The sequence below is a fragment of the Streptomyces sp. NPDC003016 genome (assembly GCF_053591455.1).
On record NZ_JBSFTV010000013.1, the window covers coordinates 47913 to 65980 of the forward strand.

Sequence of the window (18068 nt, forward strand, 5' to 3'; positions counted from 1 at the left end):
GATCGACAGACGTCCTTCCGGATCGGGATAATCGAAGTGCTCTATACGTTAGGAGGCGCTCCCGTGGCTCACCGAACGGTTGGTCACCTGACCGGGCTGCCCGACGACCCGCACGCGAACGTCGCGGCGCCCACTCCCACCTGCCCGGTGGAGATCACGCTGGCGGCCCTGCACGGCCGCTGGACAACGCTGGTGGTTCGCGAACTGCTGCGCGGCGACCGCTCCTACAGCGAACTGCGCGGGGCCCTGCCCACGCTGTCGGACAAGGTGCTGTCCGACCGGCTGGCACAGCTCGGCGAGGCCGGAGTCGTCGAGCGCGACCGCCGTCCGGGCTGGCCGCCTCGGGTGCGCTACACGCTCACTCCGCAGGGGTATCGCCTCGGCCCGGTCCTCCAGGCCCTGTGGGACTGGGGAGCGGAGGACCCGGCTCAAGAGGGCCATGACCTGCTCGAACGGGGTGCAGTCGTCGACGTTCCCGGCGGTGATGGTAAAGGCCGGCGGCCGTCCCTGCCCGTCACCGGCCGGATGGGTCTTCGTGGTCAGCCTGCCGCGGGACGTCCTTGAGACGGCCGGTCACCACCAGGTTGCCGTCCGGCGGGCACGTCCTTGCCGTCGACGCCGACCATGCGGATCTCATCGTCGGGCGAGAGCGGGCGGCCCTGCGCGGTGAGCACGGTCTCGTCCGGATCGCCGGGCCGGGTGAGAGTGAGCAGCCCCTCGGCCATGCCGAAGACCTGCTGCAGGCGACAGCCCCATGCGGGGCCTGTCCGTTCGGTGGTCTCCCGGTGCAAGGGCGCGCCGCCGATCTGCACGAGACGCAGACTGCTCGAGTCGGCCTGGACCGTGGGAAGTACGTCGAGCCGGAGCTGGACGACGGCGAGCACCACCGACGTGATGGTGACCCGCTCTCGTCCGATGACCGGAAAGCCGTCTCGACCTTGCCAATCCAATCCGGCAGCGCCCCTTCGCACCATGCGCTTTCCCCGCCATGGTCGTTGAATTCCCTCGACGGAAAGACCAATGAGCGCCGCTGACCAGGAGGAATGGCCGGGGCTCAATCACGCCGCGGAATGGACAGCAGCCAAGCTCCGCTGGGACCTGGCCGTCGGCCCGCAGGAACAGGCAGAGCCGCTGCATCTCGCTGATGAACGCCCTGCCACCGAAGCCGAGTTCGAGACCGCCCTGGAGCAAGCGGTGACACAGGGCTGACCTTGCAGCCCTTCGCGCAGACGTGGGGACGACGATGGTTCGGCATGGCGCGGCCCGACCGGAATGCGTGCGAAGGTTCCCGGCGGGCTCCGCGCTCCGCGCTGCCCTGAAATCCTCGTCAGCGGTAGCGACGTGGCTGACGGCCGGCCTGAACGGAGCCGGCCGCGAGCATCTCAGCCGGTCGGCCGAGGCTCCCTGGCGGGGGCGGTGGTCACGAGGGGTGGGAGAGGTATGCCCAGGATGAAGAGCCCGGCACCGTTCCACAAGATCCATAGGTCATGGTCGGCCGACTTGCCCGCCAGGTCTCCCCACCGCGCCCCACCTCAGCGGCGCACCCCTCACCTCACCCGTTGCGGCGTGTGCCGGGCTCCGCGTGGTCGACGGCGAGTTCGTGCGACTGACCACGTCACCCACGGCTCCTGCCCGACGCCCCGAAGGACCGCTCCCCGCCCAGACATCACCTCCCGAAGGACCGCCCCCCGCCCAGACCTCTCGCACGCTGCGGGCGGGACCCGCAGCCATGGGCGCCGGGTGCCCCGGGCGCGGTGCCGATCGCCTGCTCGGCGTCGGCGTCGGCACGGAAGATCCCTGTCAGCCGGTGCCCAGGGCCTGCACCTGGCCGAAGTCCAGCAAGGTGCCACGGTCGAACTCGGCAGCGAAGGCGTCCTGTCCCAGGGCCTCGCGCGACGCGGCCGCGACACGGTCCACGTCCCGTCGTTCGGCAGGCGGCAGCGGAGCGCCGACGGACCTCCGGGCCGCCGCTGCCGCGCCCAGCAGAGCCGCCGACTCCCCGTGCTCCCCGGCCAGGGCTCTCGCGCCGGCCAGTCCCTCCAGGGCCAGGGCCAAAGCACGCGGATCGCCGAGTTCACCCGCTATGCCGAAACCCTCCGCGTGCAGAGCCCGGGCGGCGCCGGCGTCGCCGCGCAGCTCCGCGATGAAACCCAGTTCGGCCAGTGCCAGCGAGGTACCGGGCCCGTAACCCACCTCTCGGAACCACGAGAGCAGGCCGCGCATGTGGGTCTCGGCCAGGTCGTAGTCGCCTTCCCTGCGGGCACCGAGCCCGAGGCCGATCTCGGCGTCGACCTCCCCGGACCTGAAATTCTGCTCGCGAGCCAGCTTGAGCGCCCGCCGGTGATACGTGCGGGCCTGCGCGCAGTCGTCCGTCAGCAGGGCGAGCCGCCCGAGGCCGGACAGCCGCTTGGCGGCCTCCGTCCACAGCCCGAGCCGCTCGGCGATCTCCAGTCCGTCACGCTGCAGCCGCGCGGCCCGTGCGTAGTCGCCGGTGATCTCGCTCAGTGCGGCCAGCGGGAAGACGGTCTGCAACTGCCCCCACTGGTCGCCGGCCTCGTGGAAGAGACGGGCGCTCAGTTCCCCGTCGCGCCCGACCGCGTCCAGGTCCCCACGGGCCATCGCGTGCCTTGCTCGTACGCTCAGGACCGCCGCCGTTCCCCAGGTGTCACCCAGCGCACGGAAGCCCCGCAGGGCCCGGTCCACCAGTGCCTCCCCGCTGCCCACATCACCGGAACCCATCTGCGCGGCCCCCAGGAACCATAGTGCCGTGGCCTGCCCCGGAGCATCGTCGACCTCGTCGTACGCCGCAAGAACCGCCCGGATGCGCTCCGCTCCGTCGGCTGCGGTGCCTTCCAGCAGCGCGATGCCCGTCTGCCAGGCCATGGCCAGGGCGCGTTCGGGCGTGAGCTGCGCGGGGGCCGCGGCGAGGGCTGTGTCCAGGGCCCGCCGGGCCTCCGCGAGACGGCCGCGCAGTACCCAGTACCAGGCCAGCGCGTTGACCGTCCGCAGCACCTGGTCCGCCGCTCCCCGCTGTACGGCGCAGGCGAACGCCCGGCGCAGATTGGCGCTCTCCTGGTCCAGCCGCCGCAGCTGGCGCTGTTGCCCGGGCCCTCGCAGCAAGGGCTGGGCCCGGAAGGCCAGTTCGGTGTAGTACAGACTGTGCCGTTCTCGTACGTCCTCGGCCTCGCCCGCTGCCCGCAGTTGCTCCAGGCAGTACTCCCTCACGGACTCCAGCAGCCGGTACCGCGGGCCTTCCGCGCGGTCGTCCAGCACAACCAGCGACCGGTCCACCAGACGTGCCAGCAGGTCGAGTACCTCAGCAGCCTTCACGCCGTCTCCGGCGGAGACCGCTTCGGCCGCCTCCAGGGTGCAGCCCTCGGCGTGGACGCACAGCCGACGCAGCACGACGCGCTCCGCGGCCGTCAGCAGCTCCCAACTCCAGTCGATGACCGCCCGCAGGGTCCGCTGCCGGGCCGGCGCGGTCCGGGTTCCGCCCGCCAGCAACCGGAACCTGTCGTCGGCCAGGCGGGTCACCAGGCCGTGTACGCCGATGGTCCGTACCCGGGAGGCCGCCAGCTCCAATGCCAGCGGAATGCCGTCCAGGCGTCCGCAGAGCACCGCGACGGCCTCGGCGTTGTCCGGGTCGAGGGTGAAACCGGGCGCGGTGCCGGCCCGCTCCATGAACAGATCCACTGCGCTGGGCAGTTCCAGCGGCGGCACCGGCCACACCCGCTCGCTGCCGACCCCGAGAGGTTCCCGGCCGGTCGCCAGGACGGTCAGCCCCGGTACGTCCCGCAGCAATGTCCCGACCAGTTCGGCGACCGGCTGGACCACATGCTCGCAGTTGTCCAGGACGAGCAGGAGACGCCTGTCCCGCAGGGCACCGGTCAGCCGGCCCACCGGGGACCCCTGTTCTCCGGCCTCGCCCGCTTCCTTGATGTGGAGGACCCTCATCACCGCTCCGGCCACCGCGCCCACCGCGTCCGCGTCCCCGCCGTGGCCCGGTGACGGGTCGAGCCCGGCCAGCTCGACGAACCACACGCCGTCGGGACGGCCGGCGGCGGCCTGCCCGGCGGCCTCCACGGCCAACCGCGTCTTCCCCACCCCGCCCGGCCCCGTGAGCGTCACCAGGCGAGAGGAACCGAGCATGTGGCATACGCCGAGAACGGCGTTCTCCCGGCCGACGATTCCCGCGACAGGGGCGGGCAGATTCGTACCGGCAGGGCGGGGTGCGTCCAGTGCGGGGTCCTGCCGCAGGATCGCCTGTCGCAGGTTCACCAGTTCGCTGCCCGGCTCCAGGCCGAGTTCGTCGGAGAGCCGGCGCCGTAGATCCTCATAACTGTCGAGCGCCTCGGTCTGACGCCCTGCCCGGTACAGGGCGCGCAGCTGTACGGCGCGGAGCCGTTCCCGGAGCGGGTACCGGGCCACCAGACCGTCGAGCTCACCGGCGAGCGCGGCGTGCCCTTCTCCGTGCCCGTTCCCGCCGTCCAGCTGCATTCTTGCCTCGGCGTGTTCCTCCAGCGCGGCCAGCCGCTCCTCGGCGAGCCGGCTGATCGCCGCACGGGCGAAGGGCTCGGCGGCGAAGTCCGCGAACGCCTCACCCCGCCACAGCCCCAGGGCCTCGGACAGCAACGCCGCCTTCGCGTGGGACGCGCCGGCGGTCCGTGCCCGGTCCAGGAGAGCGGTGAACCGGCCCGCGTCGACGGCCTCGGCGCCGATCCTCAGCAGATACCCCGATGCCCCGGAGACCACGAGTTCACGGCCACCGGGTTCGGCCCTCTCCAGGACCCGGCGCAGCTGGGAAGCCTTCCCCTGAAGGGTGTTGCCGGGATCGTCCGGCAGTACGGAGCCCCACAAGTCGTCCACCAGCCGCTCAACGGACACCGGGCGTCCCGGGTGCACCAGCAGCTGGGCCAGCAAAGCACGGACTTTCGCCCCGGGGACCCCTACCGGCTCACCGCCGTCCGTCCACAACGCAAGCGGACCAAGCACCCCGAATCGCATGGCCTCACCCTAGCCCGGCCTCCGTACCGGTCTGTCGGAGCGGCCGGCACGGGCCGACAGCCGGCCGACAGCCGATCGGCAGGTCTCCCCAGCAAGGTGTGACCACAAGCCGCCCACGCAACGGAGGAGCGAAATGAACCCCGATTCCAAGCAGCCCGTCACGGTCATCGGTCTGGGCAACCTGGGCCAAGTGCTGGCCGCCGCCTTCCTGCAACAGGGCCATCCCACGACCGTGTGGAACCGTTCGCAGGCCAAGGCGGACAGCCTGGTCGCCAAGGGCGCGGTCCGGGCGGCAACGGCCGCCGAAGCCCTGGCGGCGGGCGGCCTCGTCATCGTCTGCCTGCTGGACTACGAGACCGTACGAGAGGTTCTCGCTCCGGCCGCGGACACCCTCACCGGCCGTGTCCTGGTCAACCTCACCTCCGGAACCCCGGAGCCGGCCCGCGAGTTGGCCGCCTGGGCGGCCGGCCACGGCGCGGAGTACCTGGACGGTGCGGTCTACGCGGTGCCGCAGACGATCGGGACGCCCGAAGCGTTCGTCCTCTACAGCGGCTCGGCCTCCGTGTTCGAGGCGTACCGCGAGCAGCTGGACCTCCTTGGCACCGGCACGTTCGTCGGCGCGGACGCCGGCCTCGCCTCGGTCTACGACGTCGCGCTGCTCAGCGGCATGTACGGGATGTTCGCGGGGTTCTTCCAGTCGGTGGCCCTGGGCGACTCGGCGCAGATCAAAGCCGCTGAGATCACGGCCCTGCTGGTGCCCTGGCTGAACGCGGCCGCCGCGGCCCTGCCCGGTTTCGCCCAGGAGATCGACTCCGGGGACTACACCACCGAGACGTCCAACCTGGACATCAACACCGTCGGACTGGCCAACATCCTGACCGCGACCAGGGCCCAGGGCGTCGGTGTGGACCTGCTCGCCCCCCTCCAGTCCCTCTTCGAGCACCAGACCGCGCAGGGCCACGGGGCTGCCAGCCTCTCCCGGGCGATCGAGTCGCTGAGGAAGACGGCATGAGTACCGCGTACAGGGGAAAGAAGGCCGTCGTGATCGGCGGCACGCACGGGATGGGCCGGGGCGTGGCCGAGGCACTGCTCACCGGCGGGGCGGAGGTGCTGTTGACCGGCCATGACGAGAAGAACCTGGAAGCCGTCAGAACCGGTCTCGGCCCGGCCGCCCACACGGTCCGCTCCGACATCACGAGCATGGCCGACATCGCGGAGCTCGCCACTCAGGTGGAGGAGAAGCTCGGCACCATCGACTTCCTGCACGTCAATGCCGGGACTTCCTATCTGGAGCGGCTCGAAGAGGTGACGGAGACCAGCTATGACCGCACCTTCGACGTCAACACCAAGGGCGCGTTCTTCAGCACGCAACGGCTGGCACCCTTGATCAGGGAGGGCGGCTCGATCGTCTACAGCACGTCGGTGGCCAACGTGATGGGCTACCCGGGCATGGCGGCGTACTCCGGAGCCAAGGCGGCGGTCCGCTCCTTCACCCAGGTGTTCGCAGCCGAACTGCTTCCGAGGAACGTACGGGTCAACGCGGTGAGCGGCGGTTACATCAAAACCCCCACCATGGCGGTCGCGGACTTCACCGCGGAGCAGAGGGAGGCCTTCTTGCGGGAGGGCGACCAGATCACTCCCATGAAGCGCCATGGTTCGGTCGAGGAGTTCGCACGTGCGGTGCTCTTCCTCGCCTTCGACGCCACGTTCACGACCGGCACGGAGCTGCATGTCGACGGCGGCATCAGCCGGGGAATCACCCCGGCCTGAGGACGCCCCGCCTTCCCACGTCTTGGTACCGGACGAGCGGCCGGTGGCACCAGGAGCAGCAGCCCACGGCCGTCGCAGCACGGCGACGGAGTGCAGGGCGGATACGTCCTCGGTCTCGTCGGCGTACTGGCGCTGCCCGGGCGCCGCCGGGACCGAGGCGCAGATCCCGCGTCTCCGGAGGCCATCGGCAACCCCACAGGAATGAGAGCGACCCCCCTGCTGCCGAAACACGAGGAAGAGAGGAAGAACAGCACCAGGCCCCGGAGGAGCTGGATGGCGAGCGACCACAGAACTGGGTCTCTGGTGCCGGTCTGCCCGGGCCCGCGGTCCGATTCGCCGCGCCCCCGGCAAGAGTTGGCGTCCCACCATGCGTAGAGGACTACTTGGCACCGGCAACGTCGCCCGAGCACTCGCCCACGGCTGGGACGCCGCAGGACACGACGTACTCCTCGGTTCGCGTCGGCCCGGGGACCGGACAGACCTCGGCTCCCCGTAGCGGGCCTGAACGGAACAGCCGCCCACGCGGAGGTACTCGTCGAAATCCTGTGGAAGTTCCGTACGGGGGTCGCCTGATGGGACGTGCCCGAGCGGTACGGTGCGTGGGCCTCCCCGCACACGCGCTTCCGTCGCTGGGCGAAGGACGGCACCTTCACCCGCGCGCTCCGGGCCGGCCAGGTCCGCAACCGCCTCAAGCGCGGCAGTCGGGTGGCCGGCCCCCGACTGCCGGCCTTCGACCAGCAGGTCCACACGCGGCACAACGTGGTGGAACGGTGCTTCAACCGCCTCAAGCGATGGCGCGGCAGCGCCACCCGCTACGACAGGGCGGCCGAGTCCTACCAGGCGGCCGCCCCCGTGGCCGCCGCGAAGGCGGCCCGGCTCGGCGGCCACGGTTCAGGAAAGCGGCGAGGGCCCCGACGGGGCGTGGTCAGCGGCCGTCGATGAGCGCGTCGGCGAGGTCGGGGGAGAAAGATCCTGCCGGCGGGGAGCCCACCGGGCACTGGGCGGAGTCGCCGTCCGAATCACCCGGGTTCTTGATCCACAGGAGGTACTCGGCGCCGCCCGTGCCGGCCCGGGAGGTCACGCCCAGCTTGCGCCCGGCCGGGTTGCAGAAGCCCACGTGCCCGCTGCTCGGGACGCCCGGGGTCGCATAGGCGCCGTTGCCGTTGCGTGCGGTGTCCACGACCCACCGGGTGTCGACGCCGAAGTCGGCCTTGAGCTGCGCCGCCAGCCTGCTGCCGTACTGGTTGGAGATCTCCGTGGAGTGGAAGTTCGAGACGCCGAGGGAGACTCCGCGGGCCATCGAGACACCGGAACGGTTGAGCAGGTAGGCCATCCGCTTCAGGCCGATGCCGCCGTTGCCGTCGGTGCCGCTGAGGTCCTGCCCCAGGGTCCAGGTGGCGTTGCCTCCGTCGAGGTACGTCTGGACGAAGGTGCCCTGCGCCTGGAGGTGCTGATTGGCGTACCAGAGCATGTCGAAGCGGGCTTCGAGGGCTTCGCCCGAGATGCACCCGGGGTCGGAGGACTGGGCGACCGCGTCGGGCTCCAGGATCACGACGGCCGGACGGCCCTCGATGCCCTGGGCGAAGGCGTCGATCCACTCCTTGTAGCGGTCGGCGTCCGCAGAGCCGCCCGAGGAGGCGCCGCCGCAGTCACGGCCGGGAATGTTGTACGCGACGATCACGGGGAGCCTGCCCTGGGCCGCGGCCGCGGCCACGTAGTCGCTCACCTCGGTCCGGATGCCGGTCGTGGCGTCGCCGTCGGCGTCCCAGTTGCCGAACCACTTCACGGTGGTGTGGTCGCCGATGGCCGCCTTGATCTTCGTGGCGCGGGGGTCCGCGGTGTTCCGTACCCACTTCATCGCCGTGCTGTCGGGGTCGGTGTAGAAGCCCTCGCGCGCCGTCGAGGTGGTCAGCGAGACGTTGTCCAGGATGATGTCGGTCCTGACGTCCTGGCCGCCGACCTGGAAGTCGATGTGACCGTCGTCCGAATCCAGTGAGGACGTGAAGGTCCGGCTGAACCGCTGGGCGGTGGTCGTCAGGTCGAGTTCGTTGTCCAGGGACGACGGATAGGGATGGGTCCCCAGCTGGACCGTCGACTTGATCTTCGTGGTCCTGGATGCCCTGGCGTCGAAGGACAGGGTGTAGGTGACGCCCGGGCGCAGCTTGATGTGGTTCTGTCCCACGACCGTGTGGTGCCACTGGCCGACCTGGCCCGGGGAGGCGGGTTCAACCGTGGCCCGTAGCGCGCCGTCTGCGGATTCCACCGATGCGCCGGGGCTTCCCCACCAGTCTTCGGTGTCCGTGGTGAAGGTGCCGTTGCGCGCCAGTTCGCCGTAGACGGCCTGCTCCGGTGCCATCTCGGCCGCCGTGGCGGGGGCGGTGAGAAGGGGTGCGGCGAGCGCGCATGCGCCAAGGGCGGTGAACGCTGTGCGGGTGTGTCTCATGCTCAGCTTTCTTCGATCGCACTGTCTGCGTCAGGGCGTTCCGGACGCGGAGAAAAAGGGCGCGCCGCGCGTGGGGCACGGTCTGCGCCGGTACGGGCGGAAGGGGTCCTAGACGAGGGGGCCCCTCTTCAGCACGGTGTTGCCACCGCCGTCGTGCCAGTCGATCTCGACACCGTCGATGTAACCGGAACTGACGACGGTGTACGCGGAGTTGGTTACGGAGACTCCGCGCGCCGGGGACGCCTTGCTCAGGCCGTCGTCGTTGTTGCCGGCGGTGACGATGAGTCCGTCGGCGAGCACCTTGGCGGTCGCGCCCTCGACCTTCAGTCCGGCGTACCCGCCACCGCCGAGGTCCTGGTTGCGTCCGTCCCGGTCCAGGCGGCAGCCGGTGAGCTGCAGGATGGCCCGGGCGTTCCTGGCCTCGACCTTGATGCCGTTGTGCATGCTGCGGTCGGTGGAGCAGCCGATGAACTGGACGACGCCTTCCCAGCCGTGCATCAGGAACCCGTCGCCGCCCGACCATTCCGCCCGGCAGCTGGTGAACGTCGAGTTGCCGGTGCCGGCGATCCACCAGCCGGTTCCGTTGCAGCCGAGCGCGTACACGTCGTGGAAGACGGAATCGGTGCAGTTGTTCAGCGCGATGCCGTAACTGCCGGTCCACTGCACGGAGACCCGGTCGAAGTGCAGACAGAAGGGGGCCTGCGGCCCCTTGGGCACGTCGGTGTTGTAGACGGTGTTGATGCCGATGCCGGTGACCTTGCGGATCTGGACGTCCCGTAACTGGAGGTGCTGGATCTGGCCGACGGCCCTGATGCCGTCGATCTCCGCCCCGTCGCGCGGCAGGGCGGAGCCGTCGATGGTGAGGTCGAAGATCCGCGGCTCGACCGCCCGGCGTGCGTAACCGCCTCGCATCTGGTCGAGGATCAGCACCACGGCTTCGCCGGTGAAACCGGGGAGCGGCTTCAGGCCGAACGGCGGGTCGGGTACGTCGTGTTCGTTCTCGCCGGAGCCGTGAGAGCCGCGGAGGGTGACGTAGGGCGGGACCCGTACGGGCGTGCTCGTACGGTACTGCCCGGCGGGCAGGTACACACTGTTGCCTGGTTCACAAGCGTCAAGTGCCGCCTGGACCGCGGCGGTGTCGTCGCTCGTGCCGTTCCCCTTGGCGCCGTACGTCTTGACGTCGTGCCAGCCGAGTGCCGAGGCTGCCCCGGGCTCCATCGCGGCGGCGCTCCCCGTTCCCGCCACCACGGACGCGGCACCCGCCGTGACACCGCCGAGTAACAGTCTTCGTGTGCGATCCAAACTACTGCCCACCCCTCTTGTTCGAACATATGGTCGCCTTGATCGGGCGCGTTCATTCAAGAGGAGAAGCGAACGCCTGTCCATCCTCGGAAGGAGGCGCCGGTCCCCGACGCGCGGCGTGCCCGCCTGCAAGAACCAGTGGACTCCGCCCGATACAGCCGTACAGGCCGCAGAGCCCCGTTCTCCTGCGGAGGAACGGCCAGCGCTCTTGGCTCTGTACCGTCCTGACCGCGATCCGGCCGAGAGTCCTGGTGGCGATGCCTCGTCCGCGGGCCACGGGATCAACCGCCTGTCGCAGCGGCAGCCCGCCCCATGACCGGCCCCCTCAGGTTCTGCGGGCATCCCCACCACACGCAGCCACGCCAGCACCGCTCGCCCTTCCGCCGACGTGAGATCCCCCAGGGAAGCGGCACTTGTGCCGGGCGCGTGCAGACGGTCTGTCCGAAGCCCTTGCCCTGCCTCGGACTTGGACGTCGCCGGAGCCGGGGCGGGACCGGCCCAGGCGCGGCTGCGCGGGGCCGAACGGCCGGCACCCGGCGACAGCACCGGACCCCGAGCCTCAAGAGGCCCGGGGTCCGGTCCGGTGCGGGGAGGGTCAGAGGGTGTCCCAGGAGGGGCCCTACCGCCCGCGGCCACCCGCTCGTCGGCATCCGCCTCGTCGGCATCCGCCCGGGGCTCGTCGATCCGCGGCGGCGGAGGCCGCCCGCCGGCTCCAGGGCGCCCCGGGCGTACACCGTCAGAAGAAGCCGGACCCCGCCGGCCGGCCTCCGCGCGCGGCGCGGGCGGCTCAGCCCGTGGCGTACCGCTGGAGGCCCGCCCGGACGTCGTCGGCGGTCATCACGGGGAACATCTCGATCCTGGCGCCGAGCTGCGAGAAGAACGGTTCGGAGATGACCGGGAGCTGGGAGGGGTCCTCCAGGTCGATGACGACGAACCCGGTGCGCATGCCCTCGTGCGGGCCGAAGTACGCCGCCTCCGGTCGCAGGCGCTCCAGTACGGACTGCATGAACTGCTCCATCCCGTTGTTCTCGATCAGCTCACTGGTCTTCTCCGTGTCCATGTGGATCACCAGCATCGTCCTCATGAGCACCTCGTTTCTGTAGTGGGGCGGGCTTCGGGGCCGCTTCAGTCTTGGAGCGGCCCGGCCGGCGCGCACGCAGGGCCGGGCCATTCGAGGGACCGATACCTCGCAGTACGCACCGGTAAGGGCTTGAGGGCCGGTAGGGGAGCGGGAAGACCCGGATGAGGAGTGAGGGGACTCGGACGAGGGGGCCGCCCGGACGAGTGAGGGCCGTAGGCGTCCGCTCCGGGCGGTTACATCAGCTACGCCTACTTCGAGGTCTGCAAGACCGAGGCGAGCGCTGGCGTCATCTCGTCCTGCGAGCCCTCGGCGGTGATGCACGCTCCGTTCGGCCACTCCTCGGTGTAGGGCCTTCAGGGGCGACCGCGTCAGCCGTGACATGCGAAGGGGTGCCCGGGTTTTCGGACACCCCTTCGTGGCCGGGGAAGAGATCCGGAGAAGCCGCCTGATCGGACTGCCACGCACAACCACCATGCCCAGCGCACGGCGGATACGGCCAGTGCCTGGTGGTGTTCGGGGGCGAGCGTGGCGGCTCGTCGGCGGGCGTTGTCCAGAAAGGCGCCGAGCCTTACCGCTTGCTCGCCTCGGCTGCCGCCGCTGCTCGGGGGCTCCAGGTGTTTTCTGGGCACGCTCAGATGGTCTTCACGAGCGCGGAACTGCTGGGTGGCTTTCCTGTCGAGTGCCCACTCGCCGGCTCGGTCCGGGGGTGCTTGACCGGCCTTTCGTCCTGCCCGGCCGGGGTGAGTCCGATTGGACCCGCGTGCGGCACAGCCGGTAGGCGCATTGCCGGCGGGTGCCGGCGCCCCAGACCGGGCACCAGGACGGGGCGATATCCTCGAGCGCCGCGCCCCGGTTGTGAGTGCGTCGTCCGTTTTCACCGCTGTGGAGCACCGAGCACGAGCCGGCGCCGCCGCGGCCACTCATGTCCGGTGACGACCGCTGTCACTCCACCGTTACGACTCGCTCAGGCCGTCGCCTGGCCGTCGATGAGGATGTCCAGTCGTTCGGCCACGGTGGTGAGGGCTGTTCCCAGGGGGAACGCGACGCGGGTGAGGGCGTGCCGGTCGCCCCGTGTCGGATCCCGATTGACGATCAGCACCGGCTTTCCGGCCTGGGCCGCCTGGCGGACGAACCGGAGCCCGGACATTACCGTCAGTGAGGAACCCAGGACCAGCAGCGTGGCCGCCTCACGGACCAGTGCGCGGCAGTGCTCGACCCGCCGCGGCGGAACGTTCTCGCCGAAGAACACCACGTCCGGTTTGAGGATGCCGCCGCAGAGCGTGCAGGGCACCACGCGGAAGTCCCCGACCTGTTCGTCGGTGAGGTCGGCGTCACCGTCCGGATTGATTCCGGCTGCCACCGGCTCGAAGCCCGCATTGGCCTCCTCCAACCGCCGGGCGAGGTCGCGGCGCGGGCTGAAGGCGCCGCAGGAAAGGCAGACGACCCGGTCCAGGCTTCCGTGGAGTTCCACGACGCCCTCACTGCCGGCAGTCTGGTGCAGGCCGTCGACGTTCTGGGTGATCACACCCAAGAGCAAGCCGTGCCGCCCGAACGCGGCCACGGCGCGGTGCCCGGCGTTGGGCCGGGCGCGGCCGAAGGTGCGCCATCCGAGGTGGCTGCGTGCCCAGTACCGGCGCCGGGCCTGGGCGCTGGCGGTGAATTCCTGGTAGGTCATCGGGGTGTGCCGGCTCAGGCTCCCGCCCTCGCCCCGGTAGTCGGGGATGCCCGACTCCGTGGAGAGGCCCGCCCCGCTGAGCACCAGCACGCCGCCGGTGCTCAGCGCCTCGGCGACCGGCTCCAGGTCCGTGGTGCCCGGCGGCAGGTCCTCGGTGGGGGTCCAGCTCAGAGTGGGGCGTATGCGCATGCCGCCAGGGTACGGAACAGGCTTCACCACCCGCGTCCGCCGAGGACGGCGTCATTGGCTCGGGGTGGTGTCGTACACAGTCCGCAGCGGGGGTGCGAGCATGCCGGTGTTCAGTATGCGGAAGGTACCGGCCGCCACCTCGCGCCCGCCGTGGACCGGTGGGACGAGGTGCAGACGGTCCGGGGCGGCGACGACGCCGAGATCCCCCATGCCCAGCGCGCCGGGGGCCGGCCGCTCGCCGAAGGTGCCGGGGCGAGGGTGTGACCGACCCACCGGGGCGCCCTGGTGACGTTGCCGGCGCGGGCGTCCCGGGTGTGGAGAACAAGCTGGGAGAGGAGCGGGGCGTTCTCCGGCGCCGGGGCTGCCGGTGAGGGCGGTGGCCGCCAGACCCCGTGCTCTGCTGCCCGGTCGTGGACGAGACCGAATGTGTAGACCCTGGCGTCTTCGGAAACGACCTGACCATCTTCATGATCGGGGCCCTCCTGCAAGAGGTCGACAACGAGTGTCCGATCTGGATCGAGTTCCTGGCTCTTCAGGAGTTCTCGCAACCGGGTCCACAGGTCGTGGCTGCTGGTCCGCAGGAGACGGGTGTACTGAACGAAGACGCTGTACGCCATGAACTCATGATCCGTTTGACGGCCGGCAGGGGAAGCGGCCGGCACCGTCGTAGTGCAAGGTGATAGCGGCAAGGGCGCCGCTGTGCCCCGGTACAGGTGATGGGTCGATACCCCCTCACTCTTTGGCAGGGAGCGCGGCCGTGGGGTCGAGTGGCCCGGACGGGTCCTGGCCGACGGGCATTTCCCGAAGGCGTTGCCCTCCGGCGAGCCGGGAGGGACGTTCACCGAGGCACGAGTCGTCTCGGCCCTCACGTACCAGGCCGGTCATCGGTTCGCAGGGGTGGGGGCGTACGCCGCACCGCATCAGCGATGGTTACGGAACCATCCCCGCATGCGTGGGGAGCGGGTGGGATCGCCGCCCCGTCGGGCCACGCCACCTGGACCATCCCGGCAACGCATTGACGCCCCCATCGGTGCCCGGGCGCCTACACGTTGTCCAGCACGCTCCGGACGAGGTCGGCCACCCGGTGCCTCACCTTGTGCCAGCGGTTGCAGTACTGCCGCGGGAACCAACGGCGGTTCTGGCGGAGTGGCCGGTGACATGACTTGCACAGCACGGTCCTGCCCTGACTGGCGAAATCCCCCATGCGGCGACTCTAGCGGGTGGCCAGACTTTCCACTTCGGAAATTCATGGCTTGCCGCAATGGAAACTCACCTCTACAGTTTCCATCATGGAAACCAACGGGGACGTCATCCGACCGAACGCACAGCAGGCCCTCGCCGCCCTGACCGACGCTGAGCGGGTCCGCGTGACCACCGCAGCCGCGTCCGCCACGCCCTGGCCACGCTGGTTCACCACCGCGCTCACGCTGTACGTCGCCGCGATACCCCCGGTCTACGGGGGCACGCTGGCCAATCCCGACTGGCTGATGCCCCAGGCGGCCTGGAGCGTCCTCCTCATGGTGCTGACGGCGGCGTACATGGCGCTGTACGCGGCAGCGGCCTCCAACTGGCGGAAGAAGACCGGCGTGGCACTCCGCTTCGACCTGCTGCCCAAGCGTGTCACCCTGCCTCTGGTCACGGGGCTGCCCGCCCTGCTGCTGGGCTCGGCCTTCGTCTTCCGCGCCACCCGCGAGCCGTTGTGGCTGCTCGCCGCGTCCACTCTCGGCGCCGGAGTGTCGATCGGCTTCCACCTCGTCTTCGTCCGACTGCACCGGAAGGCCTCATGAGCAGTTCCACACCCGATCCCATGGACGGCTTCGACACCACCATCCACGCCCCCAACCGCCTGCGCATCTGCGCCCTCCTCGACGCAGCCGGAGAGGCCGAGTTCGCCACGGTGCAGCGGCAGCTCGACGTCTCCGCCTCTGTATTGAGCAAGCACGTCACCGTGCTTGTGGACGCCGGCTATGTCGAGCAGCGCAAAGCCGTACGGGACACCCGCCAACGCGTCTGGCTCCGTCTCACCCGCTCCGGCCGTGACGCCTACCACGCCCACCTCGCCGCCCTGCGCGCCATCGTCGGTACCTGAGGCGGGCCGCCTGAAGGCGTGCCAGGTCTGTCGTCGAAGTGATCTTGGGTGGTGGGTCATGGTGTGGTGATACGCAGCCATGAACTGTCCGACGCCAGGGAGGAACTCATACAGTCACCGCTGCTCCGGGCCGTGCCGCGGCGGCCGCGACTGGACTACCGGACGGTCCTCAACGGGAGCACGTGGAAGTCATGTGGAAGTTCCGCACCGGGTCGCCTGGCGGGACGTGCCCGAGCGGTACGGTTCCTGGACCACGCTCCACACCAGGTTCCGCCGCTGGGCGGCGGGCGGCATTGAGTGACCGGTGCCGGGGTGGACTGGCCGGCAGATCCACCTGGCGTGCTGGCGTGCGACGGCACGGGCGGTCCGCTCGCGTTCGTTCCGACAGACGGGAACACCAACGACTGCACCCGGTTCACCGCCGTGATGGATGCGATACGGGTGTCACAAACCGGGCTCGGCAGGCCGAGGGCCAGGCCCGGTCACGTCATCGGCGACAAGGACTACACCTCGAAGGCGACCCGGACCTGGCAGCGGAGTCCCGGATCTGGCTGACGGTTCAACACCGCCATGCAGTCAGGGACCGCCCTGGGTGTCGCGATGGCGTCGCTGGTGTTCTTCAACCACGCCCCCGCGGGCAGCCACGGCACCACCGCGGCCGACGCGTTCGCGGGCAGCATCCGGTACGTCATCGCCGCCCTCGCGGTGATATCGGCGCTGATGTTCCGCCGGCCCAAGCCGGCTCTGGGGCATGTCGCGTACTTTGATTCCGAGCTGACCAGCTCTCTGCGGACGGTCGGCTGGTGAGGCTGAGGGGCTTCGGCCGGCGGTCGCTTCAGTGGGCGAAACGGTTCGCGGAGACCAGCCACTGCCAGCGTCGGCGCTCGGTGACGAGGGTGACGGCTGCCAGCAGGCTCACGGCGACCGCCGCCCACGCGGGCCAGGCCAGCCAGGAGGAAGCCACGGCTGCGGCGAGCTGGAGCAGCACCAGAAGGATCGTGGCCCAGCCCGGCACCGCGATGATCACGTGGGCCTTGTCACCCGGGGTGGAGAAGCACGTCGGAAGGCCGATCAGGAGCACCACGGACAGGGCGGCAAGCAGCCACGAGTGGCCGGCCAGCGCCCAGGGGGTCGCCACCCAGGCGATGAGTTCCACTGCGAAGCGCAGGGCGGACGCGGCGCGGTCGTCAGGTCGAACCGAGATCGTTTCCCGAGCAGCATCGGTCACCCGGGTGATGATCTCACGCCGTGTGGTCCGCCGCCAGGGACTGGGGGAGGAGGGGGAGCGGGCGGCAGCGCGGCGGCCACCACCTCTGCGACGCAAAGGCCCCGATCACCGTGACCGGGCTGCGCGACCTGCGCCGGCACGGCCCGTCCGGACCGGTGTTCCTCCGCTTCGGCCGCGATCACACGCAGCCCATCGCGGCACCGGGTCGGGGATGCCGCCACCCGGCCGGCCACGGGCGCGCCACGGCCTGTTTCCGGGCGAGTTTCGTACTCTTCGGCTATGCCACCAGCTTGGGCCGTCCGGAGCATCGGATGCCCGGGGGCACCCGCCCGTGGCCGGAAAGGGGAAGCCGAGCGGCGTGGTGGACAGTCTGCCGACTGTTGCCGGTGCGCTCGCCCTCGTGGTGGCGGCGCTCTCCGCGCTCGTCCAACGGCTACGGGCGCGGGACGCCTGATCACCCGCCTCGACGACCGCGCTCCCACCCCGGTCGATCACCTCCTGCACCGGTCACACCGGCGCCGCCGACGACGACACCAAGCCCGCACCAGCCACTGCGAACGACACGGACACGGCCCACAGAAACCGCACGTCCATCAGCACGAACGCCGTTGCGGTCCTGGCACCGCTGCACGCGGTGGAAAGCAGACCCGCCGCGGATCCTCGGCGCCCTCCCGCCCCTGCCGGCCGTCGAGGGCCGATCGTCGATCGTCGGCCGTCGATCGCACCAGTGCCGCGGAAGCCCATGAAAACCTGGTCACCGACCGTTTGGGCGCGCCGGTGCGGGCAAGGCACTCCGGGACAGGTCGCGGCAGGACGATTGAGGAGCAGCGGTGATTTCCCAGGAGCAGCTCGCGAGCTTGGCCGGTCAGCCGGTCTTCGCCGTTGACGGGCACAAGGTCGGGGACGTGGTCCATGTCCTGCTGGACGACACCACCGGCAGGCCGGAGTGGGTGCGCGTTCGTGGCGGCTCGGCGCCAGGTGATGTCTTCGTTCCGCTGCGGGACGCCGTCGGCGGTGACGGCCGACTGGAGGTCCCGTTCTCCTCGGCTGTGATCGAGGCCGCGGCGCGTGTCGCGCGCGGAGGCGGGGAGATACTCTCCGTGGCCGACGAGGAGAAGCTGTTCGCCTGTTACGCGTTGACGGACGTGCGTGAGCAGGTGAACGCGGAAGGCGGCAGCGGGTGGTCCGCCATGGACCGGGCCCAGGACCTCCAGGCGGGCACGGTCGGCCAGGAGTCGCTCCGCACACGGCTGCGTGTCCTGCACGACGCCGGCGCGTAGCCGTAAC

The 18068-nt window shown here is 70.5% G+C and carries 19 protein-coding genes and 3 pseudogenes; 13 read left to right on the forward strand and 9 right to left on the reverse strand.

The features are described from left to right. Positions 1–192: 192 nt before the first annotated feature. Positions 193–360, forward strand: a pseudogene (locus ACWDZ4_RS13560) (winged helix-turn-helix transcriptional regulator); the annotation flags it as partial. A gap of 75 nt (positions 361–435) precedes the next feature. On the opposite strand, the pseudogene ACWDZ4_RS13565 reads toward ACWDZ4_RS13560, so the two are convergent. Together ACWDZ4_RS13565 and ACWDZ4_RS13570 are read right to left on the reverse strand one after the other, a co-directional pair. Next, positions 436–555 (reverse strand): annotated as a pseudogene (locus tag ACWDZ4_RS13565) (IS5/IS1182 family transposase); the annotation flags it as partial. Continuing rightward, positions 540–974, reverse strand: coding sequence for an AMP-binding protein (locus ACWDZ4_RS13570; RefSeq protein ID WP_451508555.1), 435 nt, complete (start codon positions 972–974; stop codon positions 540–542). The gene ACWDZ4_RS13570 and the pseudogene ACWDZ4_RS13565, both read right to left, overlap by 16 nt. Positions 975–1020: 46 nt before the next feature. Here ACWDZ4_RS13570 and ACWDZ4_RS13575 point away from each other — a divergent pair, with 46 nt between their 5' ends. Further along, positions 1021–1209, forward strand: a complete 189-nt coding sequence (locus ACWDZ4_RS13575; protein ID WP_451508556.1) for a hypothetical protein — start codon at positions 1021–1023, stop codon at positions 1207–1209. A 591-nt stretch (positions 1210–1800) separates the two neighbouring features. Here the strand turns inward: ACWDZ4_RS13575 and ACWDZ4_RS13580 are convergent. Beyond that, on the reverse strand, positions 1801–4920 hold the full coding sequence (locus tag ACWDZ4_RS13580; protein WP_451508557.1) for a BTAD domain-containing putative transcriptional regulator: 3120 nt from the start codon (positions 4918–4920) through the stop codon (positions 1801–1803). Positions 4921–5137: 217 nt separating this feature from the next. On the opposite strand from ACWDZ4_RS13580, the gene ACWDZ4_RS13585 reads away from it, so the two are divergent. The 4 genes and pseudogenes from ACWDZ4_RS13585 to ACWDZ4_RS13600 all read left to right on the forward strand — a co-directional run bounded on the left by ACWDZ4_RS13585 (position 5138) and on the right by ACWDZ4_RS13600 (position 7716). Further along, positions 5138–6016, forward strand: a complete 879-nt coding sequence (locus tag ACWDZ4_RS13585) for an NAD(P)-dependent oxidoreductase (protein ID WP_451508558.1) — start codon at positions 5138–5140, stop codon at positions 6014–6016. Beyond that, entirely contained in the window at positions 6013–6774 is a 762-nt protein-coding gene (locus tag ACWDZ4_RS13590; protein WP_451508559.1) for an SDR family NAD(P)-dependent oxidoreductase, read from the forward strand. The genes ACWDZ4_RS13585 and ACWDZ4_RS13590 overlap by 4 nt, the downstream gene beginning before the upstream one ends. Positions 6775–7141: 367 nt before the next feature. Continuing rightward, a pseudogene (locus ACWDZ4_RS13595) lies at positions 7142–7311 on the forward strand (NAD(P)-binding domain-containing protein); the annotation flags it as partial. Positions 7312–7353: 42 nt separating this feature from the next. Beyond that, positions 7354–7716, forward strand: a complete 363-nt coding sequence (locus ACWDZ4_RS13600; RefSeq protein ID WP_451508560.1) for a hypothetical protein — start codon at positions 7354–7356, stop codon at positions 7714–7716. Here the strand turns inward: ACWDZ4_RS13600 and ACWDZ4_RS13605 are convergent. The 5 genes from ACWDZ4_RS13605 to ACWDZ4_RS13625 all read right to left on the reverse strand — a co-directional run bounded on the left by ACWDZ4_RS13605 (position 7700) and on the right by ACWDZ4_RS13625 (position 13737). Further along, the gene (locus ACWDZ4_RS13605; RefSeq protein WP_451508561.1) at positions 7700–9217 is read right to left on the reverse strand and encodes a glycoside hydrolase family 6 protein; all 1518 of its coding nucleotides are present in this window, start codon (positions 9215–9217) and stop codon (positions 7700–7702) included. The two genes, ACWDZ4_RS13600 and ACWDZ4_RS13605, sit on opposite strands and share 17 nt — an antisense overlap. Positions 9218–9325: 108 nt before the next feature. Next, positions 9326–10435 carry a glycosyl hydrolase family 28-related protein gene (locus tag ACWDZ4_RS13610; protein WP_451508562.1) on the reverse strand — a complete coding sequence of 370 codons (1110 nt, stop codon included), beginning with the start codon at positions 10433–10435 and terminating at the stop codon, positions 9326–9328. A gap of 871 nt (positions 10436–11306) precedes the next feature. After that, complete coding sequence (locus tag ACWDZ4_RS13615) at positions 11307–11603, reverse strand: DUF3303 family protein (protein WP_451508563.1); 297 nt, start codon at positions 11601–11603, stop codon at positions 11307–11309. A 961-nt stretch (positions 11604–12564) separates the two neighbouring features. Then, positions 12565–13464 (reverse strand): NAD-dependent protein deacetylase, encoded by a 900-nt coding sequence (locus tag ACWDZ4_RS13620; RefSeq protein WP_451508564.1) that lies wholly within the window; start codon positions 13462–13464, stop codon positions 12565–12567. Positions 13465–13515: 51 nt separating this feature from the next. Beyond that, a complete protein-coding gene (locus ACWDZ4_RS13625; protein WP_451508565.1) occupies positions 13516–13737 on the reverse strand; it encodes a hypothetical protein in 222 nt (73 codons plus the stop codon). A gap of 137 nt (positions 13738–13874) precedes the next feature. Between ACWDZ4_RS13625 and ACWDZ4_RS13630 the strand changes: the two genes are divergently transcribed. The 6 genes from ACWDZ4_RS13630 to ACWDZ4_RS13655 all read left to right on the forward strand — a co-directional run bounded on the left by ACWDZ4_RS13630 (position 13875) and on the right by ACWDZ4_RS13655 (position 16360). Then, a complete protein-coding gene (locus ACWDZ4_RS13630) occupies positions 13875–14144 on the forward strand; it encodes a hypothetical protein (protein ID WP_451508566.1) in 270 nt (89 codons plus the stop codon). Positions 14145–14753: 609 nt separating this feature from the next. Further along, complete coding sequence (locus tag ACWDZ4_RS13635) at positions 14754–15251, forward strand: hypothetical protein (RefSeq protein ID WP_451508567.1); 498 nt, start codon at positions 14754–14756, stop codon at positions 15249–15251. After that, a complete protein-coding gene (locus ACWDZ4_RS13640) occupies positions 15248–15553 on the forward strand; it encodes a transcriptional regulator (RefSeq protein WP_451508568.1) in 306 nt (101 codons plus the stop codon). Before ACWDZ4_RS13635 ends, ACWDZ4_RS13640 begins: the two co-directional genes overlap by 4 nt. Positions 15554–15632: 79 nt before the next feature. Continuing rightward, entirely contained in the window at positions 15633–15854 is a 222-nt protein-coding gene (locus ACWDZ4_RS13645; RefSeq protein ID WP_451508569.1) for a transposase, read from the forward strand. Between the two features lie 38 nt (positions 15855–15892). Then, entirely contained in the window at positions 15893–16108 is a 216-nt protein-coding gene (locus ACWDZ4_RS13650) for a transposase (protein WP_451508570.1), read from the forward strand. A 15-nt stretch (positions 16109–16123) separates the two neighbouring features. Beyond that, positions 16124–16360, forward strand: coding sequence for a hypothetical protein (locus ACWDZ4_RS13655; RefSeq protein WP_451508571.1), 237 nt, complete (start codon positions 16124–16126; stop codon positions 16358–16360). A gap of 28 nt (positions 16361–16388) precedes the next feature. On the opposite strand, the gene ACWDZ4_RS13660 is transcribed toward ACWDZ4_RS13655, so the two are convergent. Then, a complete protein-coding gene (locus ACWDZ4_RS13660; RefSeq protein WP_451508572.1) occupies positions 16389–16781 on the reverse strand; it encodes a hypothetical protein in 393 nt (130 codons plus the stop codon). A gap of 830 nt (positions 16782–17611) precedes the next feature. Here ACWDZ4_RS13660 and ACWDZ4_RS13665 point away from each other — a divergent pair. Next, positions 17612–18061, forward strand: a complete 450-nt coding sequence (locus ACWDZ4_RS13665; protein ID WP_451508573.1) for a PRC-barrel domain-containing protein — start codon at positions 17612–17614, stop codon at positions 18059–18061. The last annotated feature ends 7 nt before the right edge of the window (positions 18062–18068 follow it).

Bases quoted from the DNA above. Each gene is read 5' to 3' on its own strand.
- ACWDZ4_RS13570 (WP_451508555.1), bottom strand. From the start codon at position 974: ATGGTGCGAAGGGGCGCTGCCGGATTGGATTGGCAAGGTCGAGACGGC.
- ACWDZ4_RS13585 (WP_451508558.1), top strand. From the start codon at position 5,138: ATGAACCCCGATTCCAAGCAGCCCGTCACGGTCATCGGTCTGGGCAAC.
- ACWDZ4_RS13640 (WP_451508568.1), top strand. From the start codon at position 15,248: ATGAGCAGTTCCACACCCGATCCCATGGACGGCTTCGACACCACCATC.
- ACWDZ4_RS13645 (WP_451508569.1), top strand. From the start codon at position 15,633: ATGAACTGTCCGACGCCAGGGAGGAACTCATACAGTCACCGCTGCTCC.
- ACWDZ4_RS13655 (WP_451508571.1), top strand. From the start codon at position 16,124: ATGCAGTCAGGGACCGCCCTGGGTGTCGCGATGGCGTCGCTGGTGTTC.
- ACWDZ4_RS13635 (WP_451508567.1), top strand. From the start codon at position 14,754: ATGGAAACCAACGGGGACGTCATCCGACCGAACGCACAGCAGGCCCTC.
- ACWDZ4_RS13615 (WP_451508563.1), bottom strand. From the start codon at position 11,603: ATGAGGACGATGCTGGTGATCCACATGGACACGGAGAAGACCAGTGAG.
- ACWDZ4_RS13575 (WP_451508556.1), top strand. From the start codon at position 1,021: ATGAGCGCCGCTGACCAGGAGGAATGGCCGGGGCTCAATCACGCCGCG.
- ACWDZ4_RS13620 (WP_451508564.1), bottom strand. From the start codon at position 13,464: ATGCGCATACGCCCCACTCTGAGCTGGACCCCCACCGAGGACCTGCCG.
- ACWDZ4_RS13610 (WP_451508562.1), bottom strand. From the start codon at position 10,435: ATGGAGCCCGGGGCAGCCTCGGCACTCGGCTGGCACGACGTCAAGACG.
- ACWDZ4_RS13590 (WP_451508559.1), top strand. From the start codon at position 6,013: ATGAGTACCGCGTACAGGGGAAAGAAGGCCGTCGTGATCGGCGGCACG.
- ACWDZ4_RS13605 (WP_451508561.1), bottom strand. From the start codon at position 9,217: ATGAGACACACCCGCACAGCGTTCACCGCCCTTGGCGCATGCGCGCTC.